Genomic DNA, 18,335 nt, shown 5'->3' with positions numbered 1-18,335 from the left:
GCAGCGTGGTGTGGCTCAGCTCGGCCAGGCGGACGCAGGCCTCCGAAAGGACCTCCGGCAGGGCCGGGCCGAAGGTGCGTCCGCCCATCACCACGGTGGTGCCGACGAGCGCACCCTGGGGCACCAGTCGGCGCGCGCCGCGGGCCTCATCGATGCGGTCGCGCGAAGTCTGACGGTAGGGGGCCACCGGCAGGCCGGCCTGGCGTGCGAGAGATGCCCATTCGGATTCCATACGCCACTGGCCGCACAGCCCTTGCGGCGTCGGCCGGTTGATCACGGGACAGCGCAACGCGAACAGCCAGCTCAGGAAGAAGGCAACGAGCTCCTGCTGCACATAGGACTGGTCGGCCTCCGGTGCCTGGCGCCAGTGGCCAATGGGCACCGTGTAAAGGCGGTTCAGCACGCCCTGCAGGCTGGCGCCGTCAATCTGCAGGCCGGCCTCGGTGCGCAGCCGCAGTGTCCAGCCGGTGCGTCCTTCGAGGCGATGCTCCTGGAAGTCGCTCAGCGCCAGCTGATCGGCGCTGAGGATCTCCAGCGGCTGAAGGCCGTGCGCCGTCAGCTGCTGGCCAGCCCATGCGGCGGCCGCATCATGGGCGTCGCAGAGAACCAGCCACATGGTGCGTCGCCGCCGGACGGCCTAGCAGCCCTTGCAGCCGTCGTTCTCGTTCGTCAGCGCGCCAGTACCGAGGTCGGGCCTCAGCTCGGGCGAGATGAAGGTGGACAGGCTGGCCACCACGGCCTCCAGCTGCGCCATGCGCTGCTCCAGACCACCGCCGGGTCCCGCAGGGTCGATGCCCGGCGGCAGTTGCGGGCCGGTCTCGACGATCAGCTTGGGATCGAAGTTCTCCGTGGCTGGCGGCTTCTCGAACTCCAGCTTCTCGATCTTGAACTCCTTGTGGTGATCCTTGAACTCCTTGTGTTCCTTCTGGTCCTTGTGGTCCTTGGCATCCTTGAACTGCTTGTGGTCGGGGTTGTCCTTGCTGTCCTTGTGATCCTTGTGTTCCTTGATTTCCTTGTGGTCCTTGGCGTCCTTGTGATCCTTGGACTCCTGCTTGAAGTCCTTGATCTCGGGCTTCAGCTTCTCGATCGGCTTGTCGGTGAGCTTGGGAGAGGCACCGGCCGCGGCGCCCTGCATGCCGCCGCCCAACTGGCCCGGTTGGCCGGGCAGGCCCGGGAAGCCCGGGTCGCCGGGCTGGATCGGGAAACTCGGCCCTTCCACCAGGATCTTGCCTGGCGGCAGTTCGGGTACGCGCTTCTCGAACTTCAGCTCTTTGTGCTCCAGCTTCTCGATCTTGAGTTCCTTGTGCTCGATCTTCTCGATCTTGTGTTCCTTGACTTCGATCTTCTCGTGCTTGTGGTCCTTGACGTCCTTGATGACGGCCTTGGCCAATGCCGTGCACATGCTGACGTTGAGGGCCGACAGCACGTCGGCGATCTGGTTGGCGATGCCGTGCCCGTCGCTGCTGCCGGCAAAGTGCAGGCCCACCACGTGCACCGTGCCGTCCACCACAGCCGAGCCCGAGTCGCCGTGATCGCCGAATGCGGCGTTGTGCGCGGTGTCGGGACGGATGCCGATCTGGTTGGTCAGCGTCTTCACGCCGATGCCGTTTCCATAGTCGATGTTGACGGACAGGCTGATGCTATCCACGAAGCCGTAGGTGAGCCCGGTGGTGCGGCCACGCTTGCGCACCGGCATGTTCAGCGTGGCCGTGGCGGTGCCGGCGACCTTGCCGATGTCGACGATCTCGCAGGAGTAGCCGCGGCCGGACAGCGAGGACACCGCGCAGTCGACCTTGGCCGTCAGTGCTGCGCGCTGCAGCGTGCCGACCACGTTGGCCGGGCACTGGCCGCCGTCCACGCGGCCCGGCTGGGCCATGGTGTCACCCGCATGCCAGCCGTTGTCGATGCACATGACGTGGAAGTTGGACAGCAGCAGCGGGTTGCCGCTGGCGTTGTCTTTCACGATGGCGCCTAGCGTGCCGACGAACACGAACCCGCCGACGACACGGCATGGGCCGATGCTGATGCCACCCTTCACCGGGTCGTAGTTGGTCGCGTCCGCCTGCAAGCTGATGTCACTGACCGCCTTCTTGTTCTTCATCGCGTCATGCAGGAAGTACCGGCGCTCGATGACGTCGGTCTTGACGCCGTCGAAGTGGTCTGGCACCCGCTCTGCGGCGGGCACGTCGCCCTTCTTCTGCGCCACCATCACGCGGATTGCAACTTCGTCGGTGCGCTGGCCGCCGACGTACTTGAACCCGACATCCACCGCGGTGACGCCCGGGCGCTTCAGCAACTGCTCCTCAAGGCTTTCCTTGAGGGCGACGACTTCAAGCACTGGCTTGCTCATGCTGATCTCCTGTGCAGAGGCCGCGTCGGGGGCTCGACCGAGGGCGTGCGCGACCCACCGATGGCCAGATGCAGGTGCATCTCCTGGTCGGTGAAGTCCAATTTAGGCGCCGAGCGACGCCGCCACCTCCATAAAGGAGAGGAGCAGTCGCGAAGGTAGGGGGCGGCGTGCTCAGTGGCGGCCGCTCAGCGCCGTGGCTTCGATGGCCGCCTGGAGCGCGGACCCGCAGGTGATCGGAGCTGCCGTGGCGGCCGCTTCACCGCCGGCTCATGCGACGAGCTCGGCATCCCGCAGGAAGCGGGACGGGTGGTCTGGAGTGAAGGTCAGCGTCAGGCGGTGTCTGGCGCGCGTTATGGCCACGTACAGCAGGTTGCGGCTCTCTACCGACGCGTCGCCAAATTCGCCTTTGGACAGGTGCGGCACGATGACGTGATGGAATTCCAGACCCTTGGCGGCCTCGATGCTGGACAGGACGATGCGCTCGTCCGCGCGCTGGCGACGGCGGGCCCGGTCCATGGCCGAGACCATGCGGAACGCGCCATCCACCCCGGCGCTCCCCTCAGTGGCTTCGGCCAGCACCACGCGATGCAGCTGTGTCACGTTGTCGGCCACCTGCGCGGCCTCGGCCCGGCGCACGAACACGCGCGTGGCCAGTTTCAGCGGGTCCAGCGCCTTCAGGAACTCGACCTCGAAAGCACCGACATCGGCGTGGCCCAGCACGGCCATGGCAGCTTCCAGGGGCCGGCGGGCAACTGCTGGGGCGCTGCGCAGCACGTGGGCATCGACGAAGTTTTGCGTCGACTCCGGGTCGGCTGAAGCCTCGGCCACGGCCACGCGCTGCGCTTCGGCGCTGTCCAGATTGCGCAGCTCGATGCTGTCGATCCGGGCGCCCGAGAACAGCAGCCAGGCGTCGAGCAGCCTGGCACGCTGCGCCGCGTCCTCGAAGCCGCTGTAGTCCCGGCGTGCATGGGCGTGGAGGCCACGCACCAGCAGCGTTTCGGGGCGCTCCAGATAGGGCGCAAAGCCGACAGAGCCATAGGGCAGGCCCAGCCGGAGCAGCTCATGCTCGATCAGCACGGACTGGGCGGGATGGCGCAGCAGCACGCGCAGATTGCCGGATGCCGGCTGCGGCAGATGGGCCTGCGCTTGGCGCGCGATGAAGGCGGCGGCGATCCGCGGTGATTCGCATGGCTCCAGGTGAATGTCTGTGTGCAGGGAAGCGTCCGCCGCATAAGGCTTGCAGGCCAGCGCGCCGACGTGACGGGCCAGCTGCGGACTGAAGCGGTGGCTGAGGGTCAGCGGTCGGAACTCGGGCGTGCCAATCTCGGCCTTGAAATGTTCCCGCATGAAGCCGGCCTCGGCGCCGGTCTGCGAATGGATGACCTGGTCACGGTCGCCGACGCCAACGAACGCCGCGCGTGGGTGGGCGGCCAACAATGCCTTCAGGACCGTGAAGGCGGCGCGGTTCACGTCGTGCATCTCGTCGACGCAGACCAGCGTGAGGCCCTGCTGCAGTACTTCGTCGCCGACGTCGATCTCGCCGCTCATCAGCGCGCGGGCCAGGTCATAGGTGGCGTCGCCGGGGAAGCGGAACTCGGGCCGGTCCGGGTGGCCACCGCGGCGGATGAACTCGTAGCAGGTCCAGCAGCGCATCGCCAGGTAGCCGAAGCCCAGTTCGTCGGCCAGCGCGGGCGTCATGCGCTCCTCGGGCGGTTCGTGCTCCATCACCATGCGGCCCTTGAGCACGTCGAAGGACTTCAGCAGACCTTCGACCAGATCGGCCGGCAGGGCCTCCGTCATCAGTTCCTCGGGGTGCCGCTCCTCCGGCAGAGACTGGGCCCGCTCGATGGCCCGCACGACGTAGGGCCTGACCTGCTCGGGTGAAGTCACGACGCGGGTTTTCGTGCCTTCTGCAGCTTCCAGCACGGCCAGGCTGAAGGCCTCGAAGGTCTGCAGGCGCAGCTGCTGCACGGCGGCCTTGGGCACGCCGATGTGGGCCAGCCGTTGCTTCAGCGCAGCGACGGCCGGTGCCGTGCAGGTGAGGGCGAGCACGCTCTGCGGTGGTGCGCCGCGCTGCAGCGCCTGGGCGATGCGCAGCGCCAGCGTCGTCGTCTTCGCCGCGCCAGCGTTTGCTTCCACGAGCAGCAGGCGGGTCTTCAGCAACTGGATTGCCAGTTGCTCATCGCTCGGGATGATGTGGGCAGGCTGGAAGGGGACGTCGCGCATGGGCCGGATTGTCCCGCGCCGGCCGGGCCGCTCTGGCCTACTTCATCGTCGCCCACTTGGCCTGGGGCGCGTCGTTGGCCGAGTGTGGAATGCTCACGCCGGCCTTCATGGCCCAGGGACGCACCTGGTGGTGGATGGGGATGAAGAGGAATTCGTCGCGCGTTCGCTTGAGCGCCTCCTGCATCAGTGCCAGGCGCTTAGGCACGTCGGTCTCGACCTTCATCTGCTGCACCAGCGCGTCCACCTTGGCATCACTGACCCGCGAGAAGTTGCCCTTGCCGTCGGCCCCGCCCGTCTTAGTGTGGACGATGTCCTGCAGCGTGTACTGCGCGTCGAAGGTCGTCACGCCCCAGCCGTACATGTAAAGGGGGAGCTCATAGCGCTGCATCGCCGCCGAATGCTGGGTCATGGGCTGGGTCGTCAGCTTGGCCTTGATGCCCACACGCGCCCACATCGAGACCACCGCCTGGCAGATCTCCTCGTCGTTGACGTAGCGGTCGTTCGGGCAGGCCAGCGGCAGCTCGAAGCCGTCGGCGTAGCCAGCCTCCGTCATCAGTTGCCTGGCACGGGCGATGTCGGGCTTGGTCATCGTGTCCAGGTCTGCCGACCATCCGTAGGCCACGGGCGCGACCATGATGGCCGCCGGGATGGACAGGCCGCGCATCAAGCTTCGCCGGATGGCTTCGCGGTCAATGGCCAGCGACATGGCCTCGCGCACCCGTCGGTCCTTCAAGGGGTTCTTGCCCTTGACGCTTGAACCCTTGATCTCGTCGCTGCCGATGTCCAGCGCGAAGAAGATGGTGCGGTTCTCCGGTCCATCGATGACCTTGAGGCGCGGGTCGGCCTTGAGCTTGGCGACGTCTTGCGGGGGCAGGTCCGTCAGCAGGTCCAGTGCGCCCGACAGCAGGGCCGCCACGCGTGTGGCGTCGGACTTGATCGGCAGATAGGTCACTGCGGTGATGTTGCCCTTGGGCTTGTCCCACCAGTCCGTGTTGGCCACCATGGTGATCTTCTGGTCGGGCGTCCAGTTGGTGATCTTGAACGGCCCCGTGCCCATCGCATTGCGCGAGGCATAGGTGTCCTCCTTGGCCTTGAAGTCTTGCGGGTTCTCCGAGCGGTTCTTGGTCGCCCAGGCCTTGCTGAGGATGCGCACGTAGGTCAGGTTGCGTGTCAGGACGGGGTTGGGGCCCTCGAGGAGCACGTCCACCGTGAAGTCGTCGATCTTCTTCACCTCCTTGATCCCGGAGGCGTAAATGATCATGTTGCTGGCCGGGTGCCTGATGCGCTGCAGGCTGAAGAGGACGTCGTCGGCCGTGAAGGGCGTGCCGTCGTGGAACCTCACGCCGCGGCGCAGATCGAAGCGCAACTGTGTCGGGGTGACGTAGGTCCACTTCACCGCCAGCGCCGGCTCGACCTCGAATTTCTCGGTGTAGCGCGTCAGGCCTTCGTAGACGTAGCCCGTGACCGTCGACGTGGCCGAGTGGTTCTGCGAGTGTGGGTCCAGCGTCTGGATGTCGTTCTGTGCGGCCCAGCGCAGTGTGTTGGCCGAGGCCAGGCCGGTGGCCAGCAGCAGGGTGGCGGCGAGCGTCGTGAAGGGCTTCATTTGATCGTCGTGTAGCGGGCTTCGAAGTAGTCGTTGGAACGATGGAGCGTGTCCACGCCCGGCTTCATCGCCCACGGACGGATCTGGTGGTGGATGGGGACGAAGAGGAACTCGTCCCGGATGCGCAGCAGCGCCTCCTTGATCAGCGCATTGCGGGCGGCAACGTCGGGCTCGAACTTGATCTTCTGGATGAGCTCGTCCAGTCGCGCATCGCTGACCTTGCCGAAGTTGAAGTTGCCGTCGGCGCCATTGGTGCGCGTGTGGCCCCAGGCCTGCATGGCATAAAGCGCGTCGTAGGTGGAGACGCCCCAGCCCAACATGTAGAAGGGCGACTCGCCGCGCTGGAAGGTCTGGCTGTGCGTGGCGAACGGCGCCGCGACCAGCCTGACCTTGACGCCGACCTTGGCCCACATCGACACCGCCGCCTGGCAGACCTGCTCGTCGTTCACGTAGCGGTTGTTGGGGCAGTGCAGCGGCACTTCGAACCCCTGCGGATAACCGGCCTCGGCCAGCAGCTTGCGGGCTTTCTCGAGGTCTGGCTTGAGCGGGGCGTCCAGCGCGGCGTCGTAGCCATTGACGCCCGGCGGGATCATCAGCGCCGCAGGGACCGACAGGCCTCGCATGATGCTGCGCTTGATGGCTTCGCGGTCCAGCGCCAGGTTCATCGCCTCGCGCACGCGCTTGTCCTTGAAGGGGTTCTTGCCCTTGACGCTCGATTCGCGCAGCTCGTCGCTACCCTCATCCATGACGAAGAAGATGGTGCGGATCTCCGGGCCTTCCAGCAGCTTGACCTTGCCTGCCTCCTTGAGCCTAAAGAAGTCCTGCGGCGGCAGGTCGGTGACGATGTCCACGTCGCCCGACAGCAGGGCCGCCACGCGCGTCGGCGCGGACTTGATCGGCAAGTAGCTCAGCTCCGTGACGTTGCCGGGGTTCTTGTCCCACCAGTCCTTGTTGGCCACCATCTTGACGGCCTGGTCGGGCTGCCAGCTCACCAGCTTGTAGGGCCCGGTGCCGTTGGCGTTGCGCGACGCGTAGTTCTCTTCCTTGGCCTTGTAGTCTTGGGTGTTTGTCGCATTGTTCTTCGCAGACCAGGCCTTGCTCATGATGGGGAAGCTGATGATGTTCTGCAGCAGCATCGGCGTGGGTGCCTCGAGGAGCAGGTCGACCGTGTAGTCGTCGATCTTCTTGATCTCCCTGATGCCGGACACATAGGTCTGCTTGGTGCCCTGGGGCTGCGTGATGCGGCCGAAGCTGAAGACGACGTCGTCCGCCGTGAACGGCGAGCCGTCGTGGAACTTGACGCCGCGGCGCAGGTCGAAGCGCACCTGGGTCTGGGAGACATAAGTCCACTTGGTCGCCAGGGACGGCTCCGGCCGGTAGTTCCGGCCCAGGCGCGTCAGGCCCTCGTAGATGTGGGTGCCGATGGCGTTGGACGTGTTGTGATCCTGCGAGTGCGGGTCCAGCGTCAGGATGTCGTTCTGCGCGGCCCAGCGCAGCGGGGCGGCCATGGCCGTGGACAGCGTCAACGCGGCGAGCAGGGGCAGCAGCCGGAGGGCGGATTTCATGTGGCTTCCTTGGGACGGCAGAAGCCAAAAAATGTAGTCGCCAGGCCCGAGTCGGCGGCTAGGGCTTGTCCCCAAGTTCCAGTGAGCAATCGCAACCGGCGCCGGCCGCGATCCAGCGCCGCACCAGCCAGCCGCGAATGCCGCGGGGCCGCGTCGCCAGTACACCGCACACATAGCGCGAGCCGTCCCAGCGCAGCGCGGCGCAGGCTCCCCGCAGGCGTCGGCTCAGCAGCGCGCCCAGCGGGCAGGGCTCGACCAGGCAGCAGATGCCGCAGCCATTGCAGGGCGCGCCGGGCGCCGGCTTGGGCGGGGCGTCGGGGTGGATGTGGATGTGGATGAAGCGTGACGGCTTGTTCATGTGGGCGGAATCATGGGCCCGGCAGGCTCGGCCGCTGGGGAGGTTGCCGCCGCGGAGCGACGGGCATGGGCCACTCGATTCCACAACATCGAGGATGCGAGTCCTCAGGGGCTGGCCTAGGCTGCCGCGCAGGGAGCTTCTCCGATGGCAGGGAAAAAATTCCAGCGGCCGGTGCGCCGCAACGCAGCGCCAGACCCGAAACCGCCGCGATTGGCACCATACCTTCAGATGCTGCCGTCGCTGCTGCAAGCGCTGATCATGGCGGGCGTGGCCTATTTCGTCACGAGCCGGGTGGAGCAGGCGCTCAAGGAAAGGCAGGCGACCGTGGCCAGCGTCACGGCGATGACCCAACTGCTCAAGGACATCGACGCGGCCACGGGCGATGGCAGGGAGGCGCAGCGCAAAAGCCTGGCGCGCCAGCTCTCGATGTACGGCGTGGATGCCATCGGGCCGCTGGTGATCCTGGCGGTCGACAAGGACATGGAGATCGCCGTGCCGGAGGAAGGCCTGACCCTCATCGCCATCAGGCACAAGGCGGAGGTCTGCGCCGCGCTGGGCAGTCTGCTGCGCAGCCGTGAGCAGTTCCCGGACGCGGTGACGCAGATGAAGTCCCTGGAGCGGCGCACGAAAGACCTGGGTTGCATGGAGAGGGTCAAGACATGCGCAGCGCGCTGAAGGTAGGGCTGCTGGCCCTGGGTTGCTGCCTGGCTCCGCTGGCCCAGGCGACCATAGACTGCCAGCGTGCGCAGACGCGACGCGACGTGGCCACCAAGCCGGCCGTCATCGCCTACCGCGACGAGGCTGCGGCCAGCGCCTCAGAGGCCGAGCTGGTGAGCCTGGAGCGAGAGCTGGCCAGTGAGGTCTTGTCGGACTACTGGAGGCTGCTGCCCAGGCCGGCAGGCGTCGCGGGGCTGGCGTTCGTCATCTGCAGCCAGAAGACCGGCAGCACGCTGGAGGATGCCAACGACGTCATCCGCCTGCAGAACTTCAACGTGACGGTGGCCATCTGGCGCGAACGCGGCCAGCCGGGGGTTTTCTATGCCGTCGTTCCGCAGACTAGGGACGGCAACCCGCCCCCGCCCTTGGAGGATACGGTGGTCGCTGCGGCGGCGTCCGCGTCGGCGCCCGGCGGTGGGCTGCCGAAGTTCTGGGCCATGGGCCTTCAGCGCGGCGATGCGCTGATGAGGGCGCTCGTCGGCTTCGGCTTTGGAAACCGGCTGCTCGACGCCAAAGACTTTCTTCATGCCAAGCTGGTGCTGTGCACGAGCAAGAAGGATTTGCAGCGCTCACTGGACAGCCTGTTGAGGCCGCCGCGACCCGCCGCCGAGCTGCTGGCGAGGATAGAGGAGTCGCTGCTCGTGGCGGAGAAACGCATCGCCGACACCAAGGAGGCCGCCGACCAGACGCTGCGTGCGAACAAGGATCTGCGCGACGGCATCCAGGCCGCCTGCCCACGTTGAGGACGAAATCGCCATGAGCCGCATCTGCGCCTGTCTGCTCGTCGTCTGCCTCTCGCTGCTGCTCGGAGGCTGCGCCAGCGTGATGCGGGCACCTTGCGAGTCACCGCGCATCAGCAACCGCTGGGCGCCGGCAGCCTATGTCGTGAAGCTTCCCCTGGAGGCGGGCCCCCCCGCCCAGGAGGCGCCGGGCCGGCGCGAGCTGGAGACGTTGATGGACGCCCGCGTGATTGCGATGGCCCATGCGGTCGGCAGCACGCACCTGACCCTGCTGGACGAAAGCCCGGGCCATGAATGCGACATCGGCAATGTCTATGACGCCGTCACCACCAACGGCCAGGGCTTTCTCTGGCGCAGCCTGTTCCACAGTGCCGTGTTCATCTGGGGCGACGTCTATGGCGGCGAGGAGGACAGCCTCTTCCTCAAGCTGTACATGCGCGTGTACTGGAACGGCTCCGACGGCGCGGCGCGCGTCGTCTACCCGGGGGGGCGAGGCCAGTCCGACCTGGTGTTCACCAGCCGCTTCCCCGACTCCACGATCTCCTTCCCGCGCCGGCGCCTGGATGCCGCCACGCTCAAGCGCATGAGGGAGCAGTTGACCCATCTGCAGGCCAGGCTCCTGCCGGACGTGAACGCGCCGCCCGCGGCGCTGACGCGGCAGTTCGTCATCGCCGCCGCGGACGACAAGTGGCTGAAGCTCAGCTCCCTGGATGGGCGGGAGGCCTGGGTACCCCAGGCCAACGTGGCCGAGCTGTCCACCGCGCTGCTGCCCGAGCTGGAGTTTGCGCAGGGGGTGGTGGCCTACCTCAACTTCAAGGTGACGCGTTCGGCCGAGGCGGCGCGCGGCAGTCTGGCGGCGCTGGATGCGTTCAAGCGGGCGCCTGTCCCGGAGGGCGCGAGAGGCTCGCAGCTGGAGCTGCCGCTGGCGATTGCCGACGTGATCGCCAGCGCACTGGGGCGGGCCCGGGAGAAGGAGCAGGAGGTATTCGACAGCTACCGGAACGCGCAGGGCGGCGCCCCCGCGCTGGGGACGGGCAAGACGTTGAGTGATGAGCTGAGGGATGTGCGGAACCCGTCCTATGTGACGCCAGCGATCGGCTTTGCCAATGCCCAGGCGCTGGTGCCAGCCGACAGCGACATCCTGACCTTGTCGGCTTTGGGCCAGATCCCCTACTGCTGCACGAGCGGCGATGCCGAGGAGCGAAGCCGACGCATCAAGCGCATCACGCAGGCCCTGGAGGGCGCGCGCGCCATCGACGCGGCCAATATCGCCACCGTGCAGAACCTACTGAACTGGTACCTGCTGCTGCTGCGGTTGGACGCGGATCTCCTGCCCCACCCCCCTGCTGAACTGGCGCGGCGCGTGGCCTCGCTGCAACGCATCGTGGAGCCCCGCTGACGTGGCGCGACAGTCGTCAACGCTGAGGATTTGCCGGCCTGGCTTAACGCCCAGAATGCCGGCACCAAAGGCCGATTCGGAGGGGAGCATGAGCGCAACATTCCTGGCACCCGGCCATGTGGCCCGTCGCGTCTGGTCCGCCCTGCTGCTGGCCGCGCTGGCCTGGCAAGGCGTGGCGCGGGCCCAGGCCGGCGAGACGCTGCCGCCGCTGAGCGCGTTGCCGTCGCCGTTGCCCTATGGGCTGATTTCGGAATCCGACTACGCCCTGCGCTTCGAGCAGGAAGTGGTGCCGCTGTGGCATGCCCGGGTCGAGCGCGGCAGGTTCAAGGGCGCGGGCGGGCTCATGCTGGAGTACGCCCGAGTGGCGGTGCCCAACGAGCGCGGCGCGGTGGTCATCGTGAGCGGCCGTACCGAGAACCTGCTGAAGTACCAGGAGGTGGTGGCAGACCTGGTGCGGCAGGGCTATTCGGTCTATATCCACGACCACCGCGGGCAGGGCTTCTCTCCGCGGCTGCTGGCGGAACGGGAGAAGGGGCATGTCGAGCGTTTCGATGACTACGTCGACGACCTGCAGGCCTTTCTGGCGGACGTGGTGCGCCAGGGGCGTCACACCACGCTGCTGCTGCTGGCCCACTCCATGGGCGGCGCCATCGCGAGCCGGCACCTGGAGCGCTTTCCCGGCACGTTTGCGGCGGCCGCGCTGTCTTCGCCCATGCACCAGCCCAACGCCAAGATCCTCATCTCGGCGGATTCGAGTTGCGGCTGGTTCCGGGCCACGGGCTGGGCTTTTAGCGAGCAGTGGGCGGGCTGGGCCGCCAAGCCCTATGGTCATGTGGACTACGACGACGCCACGAACGACTACACCCACTCGCCGGGACGCTGGGCCCAGGTGCTGAAGGTCGAGAGGGAGCGCCCCGAGGTGCGGCTGGGCGGGCCCACGCGCGGCTGGGTGTCCGAGGCCTGTGCGGCATCCGCCAAGCTGATCGCGGACGCCGGCCTGATCAGCACGCCGGTGCTGGTGTTGCAGGCCGGCGCCGACACCGCCGTCACGGCCGCAGGGCAGGCCGATTTCTGCGCCGCGTTGGCGAGCGGGACGCAACGCCGCTGCGAGACCGGCGGGCCGCGCACCATCGACGGTGCCCGGCATGAGCTGCTGATCGAGGCCGACCGCTACCGCGTGCCGGCCATGTCGGCCATTCTGGAGTTCTTCGGCCGCCATCAGGCCCGGCCATGAGCCCAAGGGAGGGAGCGATGAGCCATCTGCCCAGACTTCTCGCGGCCGCCATGTTGGCCGCCACAGGCGCCGCCGCATGGGCCCAGTCGCCGCCTCCGGCCACCGATGCTGCCGCCACGGCGCTGGCCGAGCTGACTCGCCAGCTCGGCACCTATGTCGCCGTGCTGGCCGGTACGGCGGGCTTGGTGGTGGCCTTGCTGGAGGCCTACAAGAAGCTGTTCTCCATACGCGGCAAGTTCCACCGCACGGCTGTGATGCGCTGGCTGTCGCAGAACAGCGGCAGCATTCCGCCCGCGCTGCAGCTGGCCAGGCCCGGCCTGCTGTCGGCGGTGCTGCTGGGCGGTGGCAGCCACTATGACGTCCCGGCCGCGCGCGCGGCGACGCAGGTGAAGCAGGGCGGCGGCACCCTGCCTTATGACGCCGGCATGGCCTATGCCGAGCTGTTCCATCTCACCTCCGGCCAGGCCTTGCCGGCCGCACCACACCCGCTCGGCGCGGTGCTGCGCTGGCGCGGCGTGGACCGCGCGGTGTTCGAGCTGGACACTTCTCGCATGATGTCGCAGGTGCAGGACGCGGCAGATTCGGTGCTGAACAACCCCGACCTCTACCCCCACCTCTACGCCTTTCTGACGCGTGGCGCCGATCCGGCCGATTCGGCGGGTTGGCGCAGCTTCGTGCTAAACCCGCCGGCGCACGGGGCCGCCAAGACGGACACCGATCGCTATGCCAGGGTCCGCATGCTGATGCGCCGCCAGCTCGATGGCTTCCAGACGGTGACGAGCAGCCGTTGGGAGGACTTGAACAAGATGTGGGCGATGCTGGCCGGCGCGGCGCTGCTCTTCGTGGCCCTGGTCATCGCGTCGGACCCGGCATTCTCCCAAGGGCCGCTGGATCCATGGCGGTCGTTGAGCGACGGCTGGGGGCAGATGATGTGCCATTCCGTGTCCCTGTTGGGCGTGCTGCTCAAGGCCGTGCTGGGAGGGGTGCTGGCCCCGGTGGCCAAGGACTTGCTGAACGGCCTGTCGTCGGTCAGGTTCACCAAATAGCCCTGGGCGAGCTTCGTCGTGGCGCGCTTCGAAGGCAACAACCCCGACTACGCTGCGGGCCTGGTGCTGAACATGCGCGAGGTCGACGAGGGTGGGCCCGTGTTGTCGCCATGCAGTGCTGACTGGCGAGCCGGCCAATCGCGCCGCCAGACCGAGCTGCTGGTGCTGGTGCATGGCTTCAACAACCACCGCCGCGAGGCTCAGGATGCCTACCTGGGCTTTCGCGCGCTGCAGAAGCAGCGGCTGGACGCGGCCTACACCAGCGGCTTCGAAGACATGCTGGGCGACGGCTTCTGGCCGGGGGACGCCAACTTCACGGGCCCGCTGGACCTGGTGGATTTTCTGGTCTATCCGGCCACCGTCGCCCGGGCTAAGCAGACCGCAGTGGTGCTGGCCGGCTACCTGGCCACCCAGCGCGCCGACGTCGTCAGCCTCTCCTTCGTGGGGCATTCCATGGGTTGCCGCGTCATCCTGGAGACTATCAAGCTGCTTTTGCCCGTGCCGGGTTACCGCGACCGCATCGCCAAGGTTTGCCTGATGGCCGCGGCTGTTCCCACCCGCGCCGTGTTCCCGGGCGGCGATCTGGCGGACGCGCTGGGCGCCGCCAGGCAGGTGGAGGTGCTGCACTCCAGCGACGACTTGGTGCTCAACCTGGCCTTCCCCATCGGCCAGACGCTGGCCGGCGATGGCTTCTTCCCCGAAGCCATAGGCCGCCACGGCAACATCCCCGCGTCCCCCGGCCATGTGGACCGTCATCGCGTGGCAAATGCCGGGCATAGTGACTACTGGGGCTGGAACGGCAGCGCCGCCAGTGCTGCCGCGGCGGACCTGGTGTCGCAGCTGCTGGCCGTGGGCGTCACCTGGCGCCGGCTGCCTGACGTCGTCTTGCCGGCGCGGTCGGCGGCACCCGAGCGGGCCGGCCCGGCGCCGCGGGTGGTGGGCCGCTGCTGAAGAGTGCGCCGGGGCGACCTGCACCCCGGGGCATTGCGAGGGGGGGGCGCACCCCGTCGGCCGCAGGTGGCGGCCGGCCCGGGTCAGGTCTTGACGCCCAGCTCGCGCAGCCGCTCGTTCAGATAGCTGTCCGCCGTGTAGCGGTCGCTCAAGACCACGTCGTCGCGCGGATGCAGGAACAGCGGCAGCGACACGCGGCTCTTCTTCGCACCTTCGCCGGTCGGGTTGACGACGCGGTGCTGCGTGGACGGGTAGTAGCCCTCGGAGGCTTCCTGCAGCATGTCGCCGATATTGATGGTGAGGGTGCCGAAGTCGCAGGGCACGTCATGCCACTGGTCGTCCTTGCCTAGCACCTGCAGGCCCGGCTCGTTGGCGGCGGGCAGGATGGTCAGCAGGTTGATGTCGCCATGCGCGGCGGCGCGGATGGAGCCGACGGGCTCATCGCCAGTCAGCGGCGGATAGCGCAACACGCGCAGCAGCGTCTTGGTGCTGCCCTTGATCATGTTGGACAACGGCTCGCGATACTTCGCGGCGATCTCGGGCGGCGTGTACTTCTCGACCCACCCCAGCAGCTCCTCGGCCAGCGCGTTGGCCTCGCGGTAGTAGGCGAGGGCGTCTTCCCTCAACTGCGGCGGTATGCGGCCCCAGGGGTAGATGTGGAAGTACTCCTTGATGTCCTTTTGTTTGGAGCCCTTCGCGGTTTCTGAAATCTCGGTTGAGAACCAGCCGTCCTGCGTCTCCTTGGAAAACGCGTACGCGTCCTTGCCGTCGCCGTTGAAGAAAGCCAGCCAGTCGGCGTAGATCTTCTCGACCAGGGCCTGGCGTATCGGGTGGTTGGTCAGCACGCCGAAGCCGGTTTCGTGCAGGGAACGGGTGAACTTATCGGCCGCATCGGGCGCGCGGTAGTCGACGACCTGGACTTGCATGGGATCTCCTGGATGTCCCTTGGGCGCAGCCATTCAATGGCGGGGCTGTCGCGGGTAAGGAGTTTACTTATCCGTCAACTTTCTGACGCCCATCAAGGCTTGTCGGGCAAACCCTTGGTGCTAGAGTTCGCCCCCTGAGATGGAACCGGTCTGTTACTCGGAAAGTCAGCAACCCGCGTGGGCGGCAGGCTTTGCATGCAGCGGAAATGGTTCCCGGTCCTTCCCGTCCCTTTGCTGGCAACAGCGAGGTGGGTCGCAATCCGCCAATCGGTCGAGCCGTGTCGCGGAAGGTTCTTCAACCAGCCAACTCCCTGGAAACCGGGGCATGAGGTGAGCGAAAGATGATGCAGCAATACAGGTCCAACTCCTACCTGTTCGGCGGAAACGCGCCGTATGTGGAGGAGATGTACGAGGCCTACCTCGACAACCCCGGTTCTGTCCCGGACAACTGGCGCACGTATTTCGATGCGTTGCAGCATGTCCCCGCCGTCGACGGCAGTGAAGCCCGCGACGTGGCCCATGCGCCTGTCATCGAATCTTTCGCTCAACGTGCCAAGGCCAATGCCTTCGCCAACAAGGCCTCCAGCGCCGACCTCGCCGTCGCCCGCAAGCAGGTCCATGTCCAGTCGCTGATCGCGGCCTACCGCTTCCTCGGCAACCGTTGGGCTGAGCTGGACCCCCTCAAGCGCGCTGAGCGCCCCAAGATCCCCGAGCTCGACCCCGCGTTCTACGACCTGACCGAGTCCGACATGGACATCTCGTTCAGCGCCGTGAACAGCTATTTCGGTGGCGAGACGATGACGCTGCGCCAGATCGTGCAGGCCCTGCGCGAGACCTACTGCGGCAGCATCGGCTCCGAGTTCATGCACGGTTCCGACCCTGGCGAGAAGCGCTGGTGGCAGGAGCGCCTGGAAAAGGCACGCGGCAAGCCGAGCTACGGCGCCGAGAAGAAGAAGCACATCCTTGAGCGGCTGACCGCCGCCGAGGGCCTGGAGCGGTACCTGCACACCAAGTACGTCGGCCAGAAGCGCTTCTCGCTGGAAGGTGGCGAGAGCTTCATCGCCGCGATGGACGAGCTGATCCAGCACGGCGGTGAGCGTGGCGTGCAGGAAATCGTCATTGGCATGGCCCACCGCGGCCGCCTGAACGTGCTGGTGAATACGCTGGGCAAGATGCCCGCGGACCTTTTCGCCGAGTTCGAGCACAAGGCGGCCGAAGACCTGCCGGCTGGCGACGTGAAGTACCACCAGGGCTTCAGCTCCGACGTGTCCACGTCGGGCGGGCCAGTGCACCTGTCGCTGGCCTTCAACCCCTCGCATCTGGAAATCGTCAACCCGGTGGTGGAAGGCAGCGTGCGTGCTCGCCAGGATCGCCGCGGCGACAAGGACGGCATGCAGGTGCTGCCGGTGCTGGTGCACGGCGATGCAGCCTTCGGCGGCCAGGGCGTCGTGCAGGAAACGCTGGCGATGGCCCAGACCCGCGGCTACCGGACGGGCGGCACGGTGCACATCGTCATCAACAACCAGATCGGCTTCACCACCAGCGACCCGCGCGACCTGCGCTCGACCTGGTACTGCTCCGACGTCGTCAAGATGATCGAGGCGCCGGTGCTGCACGTGAACGGCGACGATCCCGAGGCGGTCGTGTGGGCCATGGAGCTGTGCATGGACTACCGTGCCGAGTTCAAGAAGGACGTGGTGCTGGACATCGTGTGCTTCCGCAAGCTGGGCCACAACGAGCAGGACACGCCGGCCCTGACGCAGCCGCTGATGTACAAGAAGATCGCCGCCCACCCCGGCACGCGCAAGGTCTACGCAGACAAGCTGGTCGCGCAGGGTGTGCTGACCGCTGAAGGCCCTGACGAGATGGTCAAGGCCTACCGCGCCGCGATGGACGAGGGCCGCCACACGGTAGACCCGGTGCTGACCAACTTCAAGAGCAAGTTCGCCACCGACTGGTCGCCCTTCCTCGGCAAGAAGTGGACGGACAGCTGCGATACCGCCATCCCCGGCGCCGAATGGAAGCGCCTGGCCGAGAAGATCACGACGCTGCCCAAGGACTTCGCCGCTCACAACCTCGTCAGCAAGCTGTACAACGACCGCGCTGCGATGGGTCGTGGCGAGATAAATGTTGACTGGGGCATGGGCGAACACATGGCGTTCGCGTCGCTGGTGGCTTCGGGCTACCCGGTGCGCCTGTCGGGCGAGGACGCCGGCCGCGGCACCTTCACGCACCGCCACGCCGTGCTGCACGACCAGAACCGCTCGAACTGGGACGAAGGCGCCTATGTGCCGCTGCAGAACGTGGGCGAGGGCCAGGCGCCCTTCGTCGTCATCGATTCCATCCTGTCCGAAGAGGCGGTGCTTGGCTTCGAGTACGGCTACGCCGCTGCAGAGCCCAACACGCTGACCATCTGGGAAGCCCAGTTCGGCGATTTCGTCAATGGCGCCCAAGTCGTCATCGATCAGTTCATTGCCTCTGGCGAAGTGAAGTGGGGCCGCTCCAACGGCCTGACGATGATGCTGCCGCATGGCTACGAAGGCCAGGGCCCCGAGCACAGCTCGGCCCGTCTGGAGCGCTTCATGCAGCTGGCTGCGGACAACAACATGCAGATCGTGCAGCCCACCAATGCGGCTCAGATCTTCCACGTGTTGCGCCGCCAGATGCTGCGGATGTTCCGCAAGCCGCTGGTCATCATGACGCCCAAGAGCCTGCTGCGTGCGAAGGATGCGACGTCGCCGTTGGCAGAGTTCACCAAGGGCGAGTTCAAGACCGTCATCGGCGAGCTGGACGAGAGCATCGTGGCCGACAAGGTCAAGCGCGTCATCGTCTGCTCGGGCAAGGTGTATTACGACCTGGTGCGCAAGCGCGAGGAGAAGAAGTCGCACGACACCGCCATCGTCCGGGTCGAGCAGCTCTATCCCTTCCCGCACAAGGCTTTCGCGGCCGAGTTGAAGAAGTACCCGAACGCCAGCGACATCGTCTGGTGCCAGGACGAACCGCAGAACCAGGGCGCCTGGTTCTTCGTGCAGCACTACGTGCACGAGAACATGACCGAAGGCCAGAAGCTCGGCTACGCCGGCCGCCCGGCCAGCGCCAGCCCCGCCTGCGGTTACGCCCACCTGCACCAGGAGCAGCAGAAGGCCCTGCTGGATCAGGCCTTCGCCAAGCTCAAGGGCTTCATCCTCACCAAGTAAGACCGCACGCGCAGCGCCCCCGA

General features: G+C 66.9%; 14 protein-coding genes. 7 read left to right on the top strand and 7 right to left on the bottom strand.

The window, feature by feature from the left end; translation table 11 throughout:
* The 6 genes from VGF12_RS21670 to VGF12_RS21645 form a co-directional block, all read right to left on the bottom strand.
* Positions 1 to 616 (bottom strand): hypothetical protein (locus VGF12_RS21670; protein WP_331178125.1); only part of this gene is annotated, 616 nt, incomplete at its 3' end.
* A gap of 21 nt (positions 617 to 637) precedes the next feature.
* Positions 638 to 2,350 (bottom strand): hypothetical protein, encoded by a 1,713-nt coding sequence (locus VGF12_RS21665; protein WP_331178124.1) that lies wholly within the window; start codon positions 2,348 to 2,350, stop codon positions 638 to 640.
* 267 nt (positions 2,351 to 2,617) lie between these two features.
* A complete protein-coding gene (locus VGF12_RS21660) occupies positions 2,618 to 4,576 on the bottom strand; it encodes an ATP-dependent helicase (protein ID WP_331178123.1) in 1,959 nt (652 codons plus the stop codon).
* Between the two features lie 37 nt (positions 4,577 to 4,613).
* The gene (locus VGF12_RS21655; protein ID WP_331178122.1) at positions 4,614 to 6,179 is read right to left on the bottom strand and encodes an ABC transporter substrate-binding protein; all 1,566 of its coding nucleotides are present in this window, start codon (positions 6,177 to 6,179) and stop codon (positions 4,614 to 4,616) included.
* Positions 6,176 to 7,744: an ABC transporter substrate-binding protein gene (locus VGF12_RS21650; RefSeq protein ID WP_331178121.1), complete on the bottom strand. Its 1,569-nt coding sequence runs from the start codon at positions 7,742 to 7,744 to the stop codon at positions 6,176 to 6,178. Before VGF12_RS21650 ends, VGF12_RS21655 begins: the two co-directional genes overlap by 4 nt.
* A gap of 58 nt (positions 7,745 to 7,802) precedes the next feature.
* Entirely contained in the window at positions 7,803 to 8,102 is a 300-nt protein-coding gene (locus tag VGF12_RS21645) for a hypothetical protein (protein WP_331178120.1), read from the bottom strand.
* 228 nt (positions 8,103 to 8,330) lie between these two features.
* On the opposite strand from VGF12_RS21645, the gene VGF12_RS21640 reads away from it, so the two are divergent.
* From VGF12_RS21640 to VGF12_RS21615, 6 genes are all read left to right on the top strand, one after another.
* Positions 8,331 to 8,777 (top strand): hypothetical protein, encoded by a 447-nt coding sequence (locus tag VGF12_RS21640; RefSeq protein WP_331178119.1) that lies wholly within the window; start codon positions 8,331 to 8,333, stop codon positions 8,775 to 8,777.
* Positions 8,762 to 9,562 (top strand): hypothetical protein, encoded by an 801-nt coding sequence (locus tag VGF12_RS21635; RefSeq protein WP_331178118.1) that lies wholly within the window; start codon positions 8,762 to 8,764, stop codon positions 9,560 to 9,562. Before VGF12_RS21640 ends, VGF12_RS21635 begins: the two co-directional genes overlap by 16 nt.
* Positions 9,563 to 9,575: 13 nt before the next feature.
* Entirely contained in the window at positions 9,576 to 10,958 is a 1,383-nt protein-coding gene (locus VGF12_RS21630) for a hypothetical protein (protein ID WP_331178117.1), read from the top strand.
* An 88-nt stretch (positions 10,959 to 11,046) separates the two neighbouring features.
* A complete protein-coding gene (locus VGF12_RS21625; RefSeq protein ID WP_331178116.1) occupies positions 11,047 to 12,192 on the top strand; it encodes an alpha/beta fold hydrolase in 1,146 nt (381 codons plus the stop codon).
* A gap of 17 nt (positions 12,193 to 12,209) precedes the next feature.
* Positions 12,210 to 13,238, top strand: coding sequence for a hypothetical protein (locus VGF12_RS21620; protein WP_331178115.1), 1,029 nt, complete (start codon positions 12,210 to 12,212; stop codon positions 13,236 to 13,238).
* Between the two features lie 18 nt (positions 13,239 to 13,256).
* Positions 13,257 to 14,189, top strand: a complete 933-nt coding sequence (locus VGF12_RS21615; protein ID WP_331178114.1) for an alpha/beta hydrolase — start codon at positions 13,257 to 13,259, stop codon at positions 14,187 to 14,189.
* A gap of 83 nt (positions 14,190 to 14,272) precedes the next feature.
* Here VGF12_RS21615 and VGF12_RS21610 read toward each other — a convergent pair whose 3' ends face one another.
* Positions 14,273 to 15,115 (bottom strand): isopenicillin N synthase family dioxygenase, encoded by an 843-nt coding sequence (locus VGF12_RS21610; protein WP_331178113.1) that lies wholly within the window; start codon positions 15,113 to 15,115, stop codon positions 14,273 to 14,275.
* A 341-nt stretch (positions 15,116 to 15,456) separates the two neighbouring features.
* Between VGF12_RS21610 and VGF12_RS21605 the strand changes: the two genes are divergently transcribed.
* Entirely contained in the window at positions 15,457 to 18,312 is a 2,856-nt protein-coding gene (locus tag VGF12_RS21605; RefSeq protein WP_331178112.1) for a 2-oxoglutarate dehydrogenase E1 component, read from the top strand.
* The last annotated feature ends 23 nt before the right edge of the window (positions 18,313 to 18,335 follow it).

The organism is Roseateles sp. (genome assembly GCF_036404855.1).
Taxonomy (GTDB): Bacteria; Pseudomonadota; Gammaproteobacteria; order Burkholderiales; family Burkholderiaceae_C; genus Pelomonas.
Note: the sequence above shows the minus strand (reverse complement) of the source record. Positions and strands in the feature narration are given on the sequence as shown.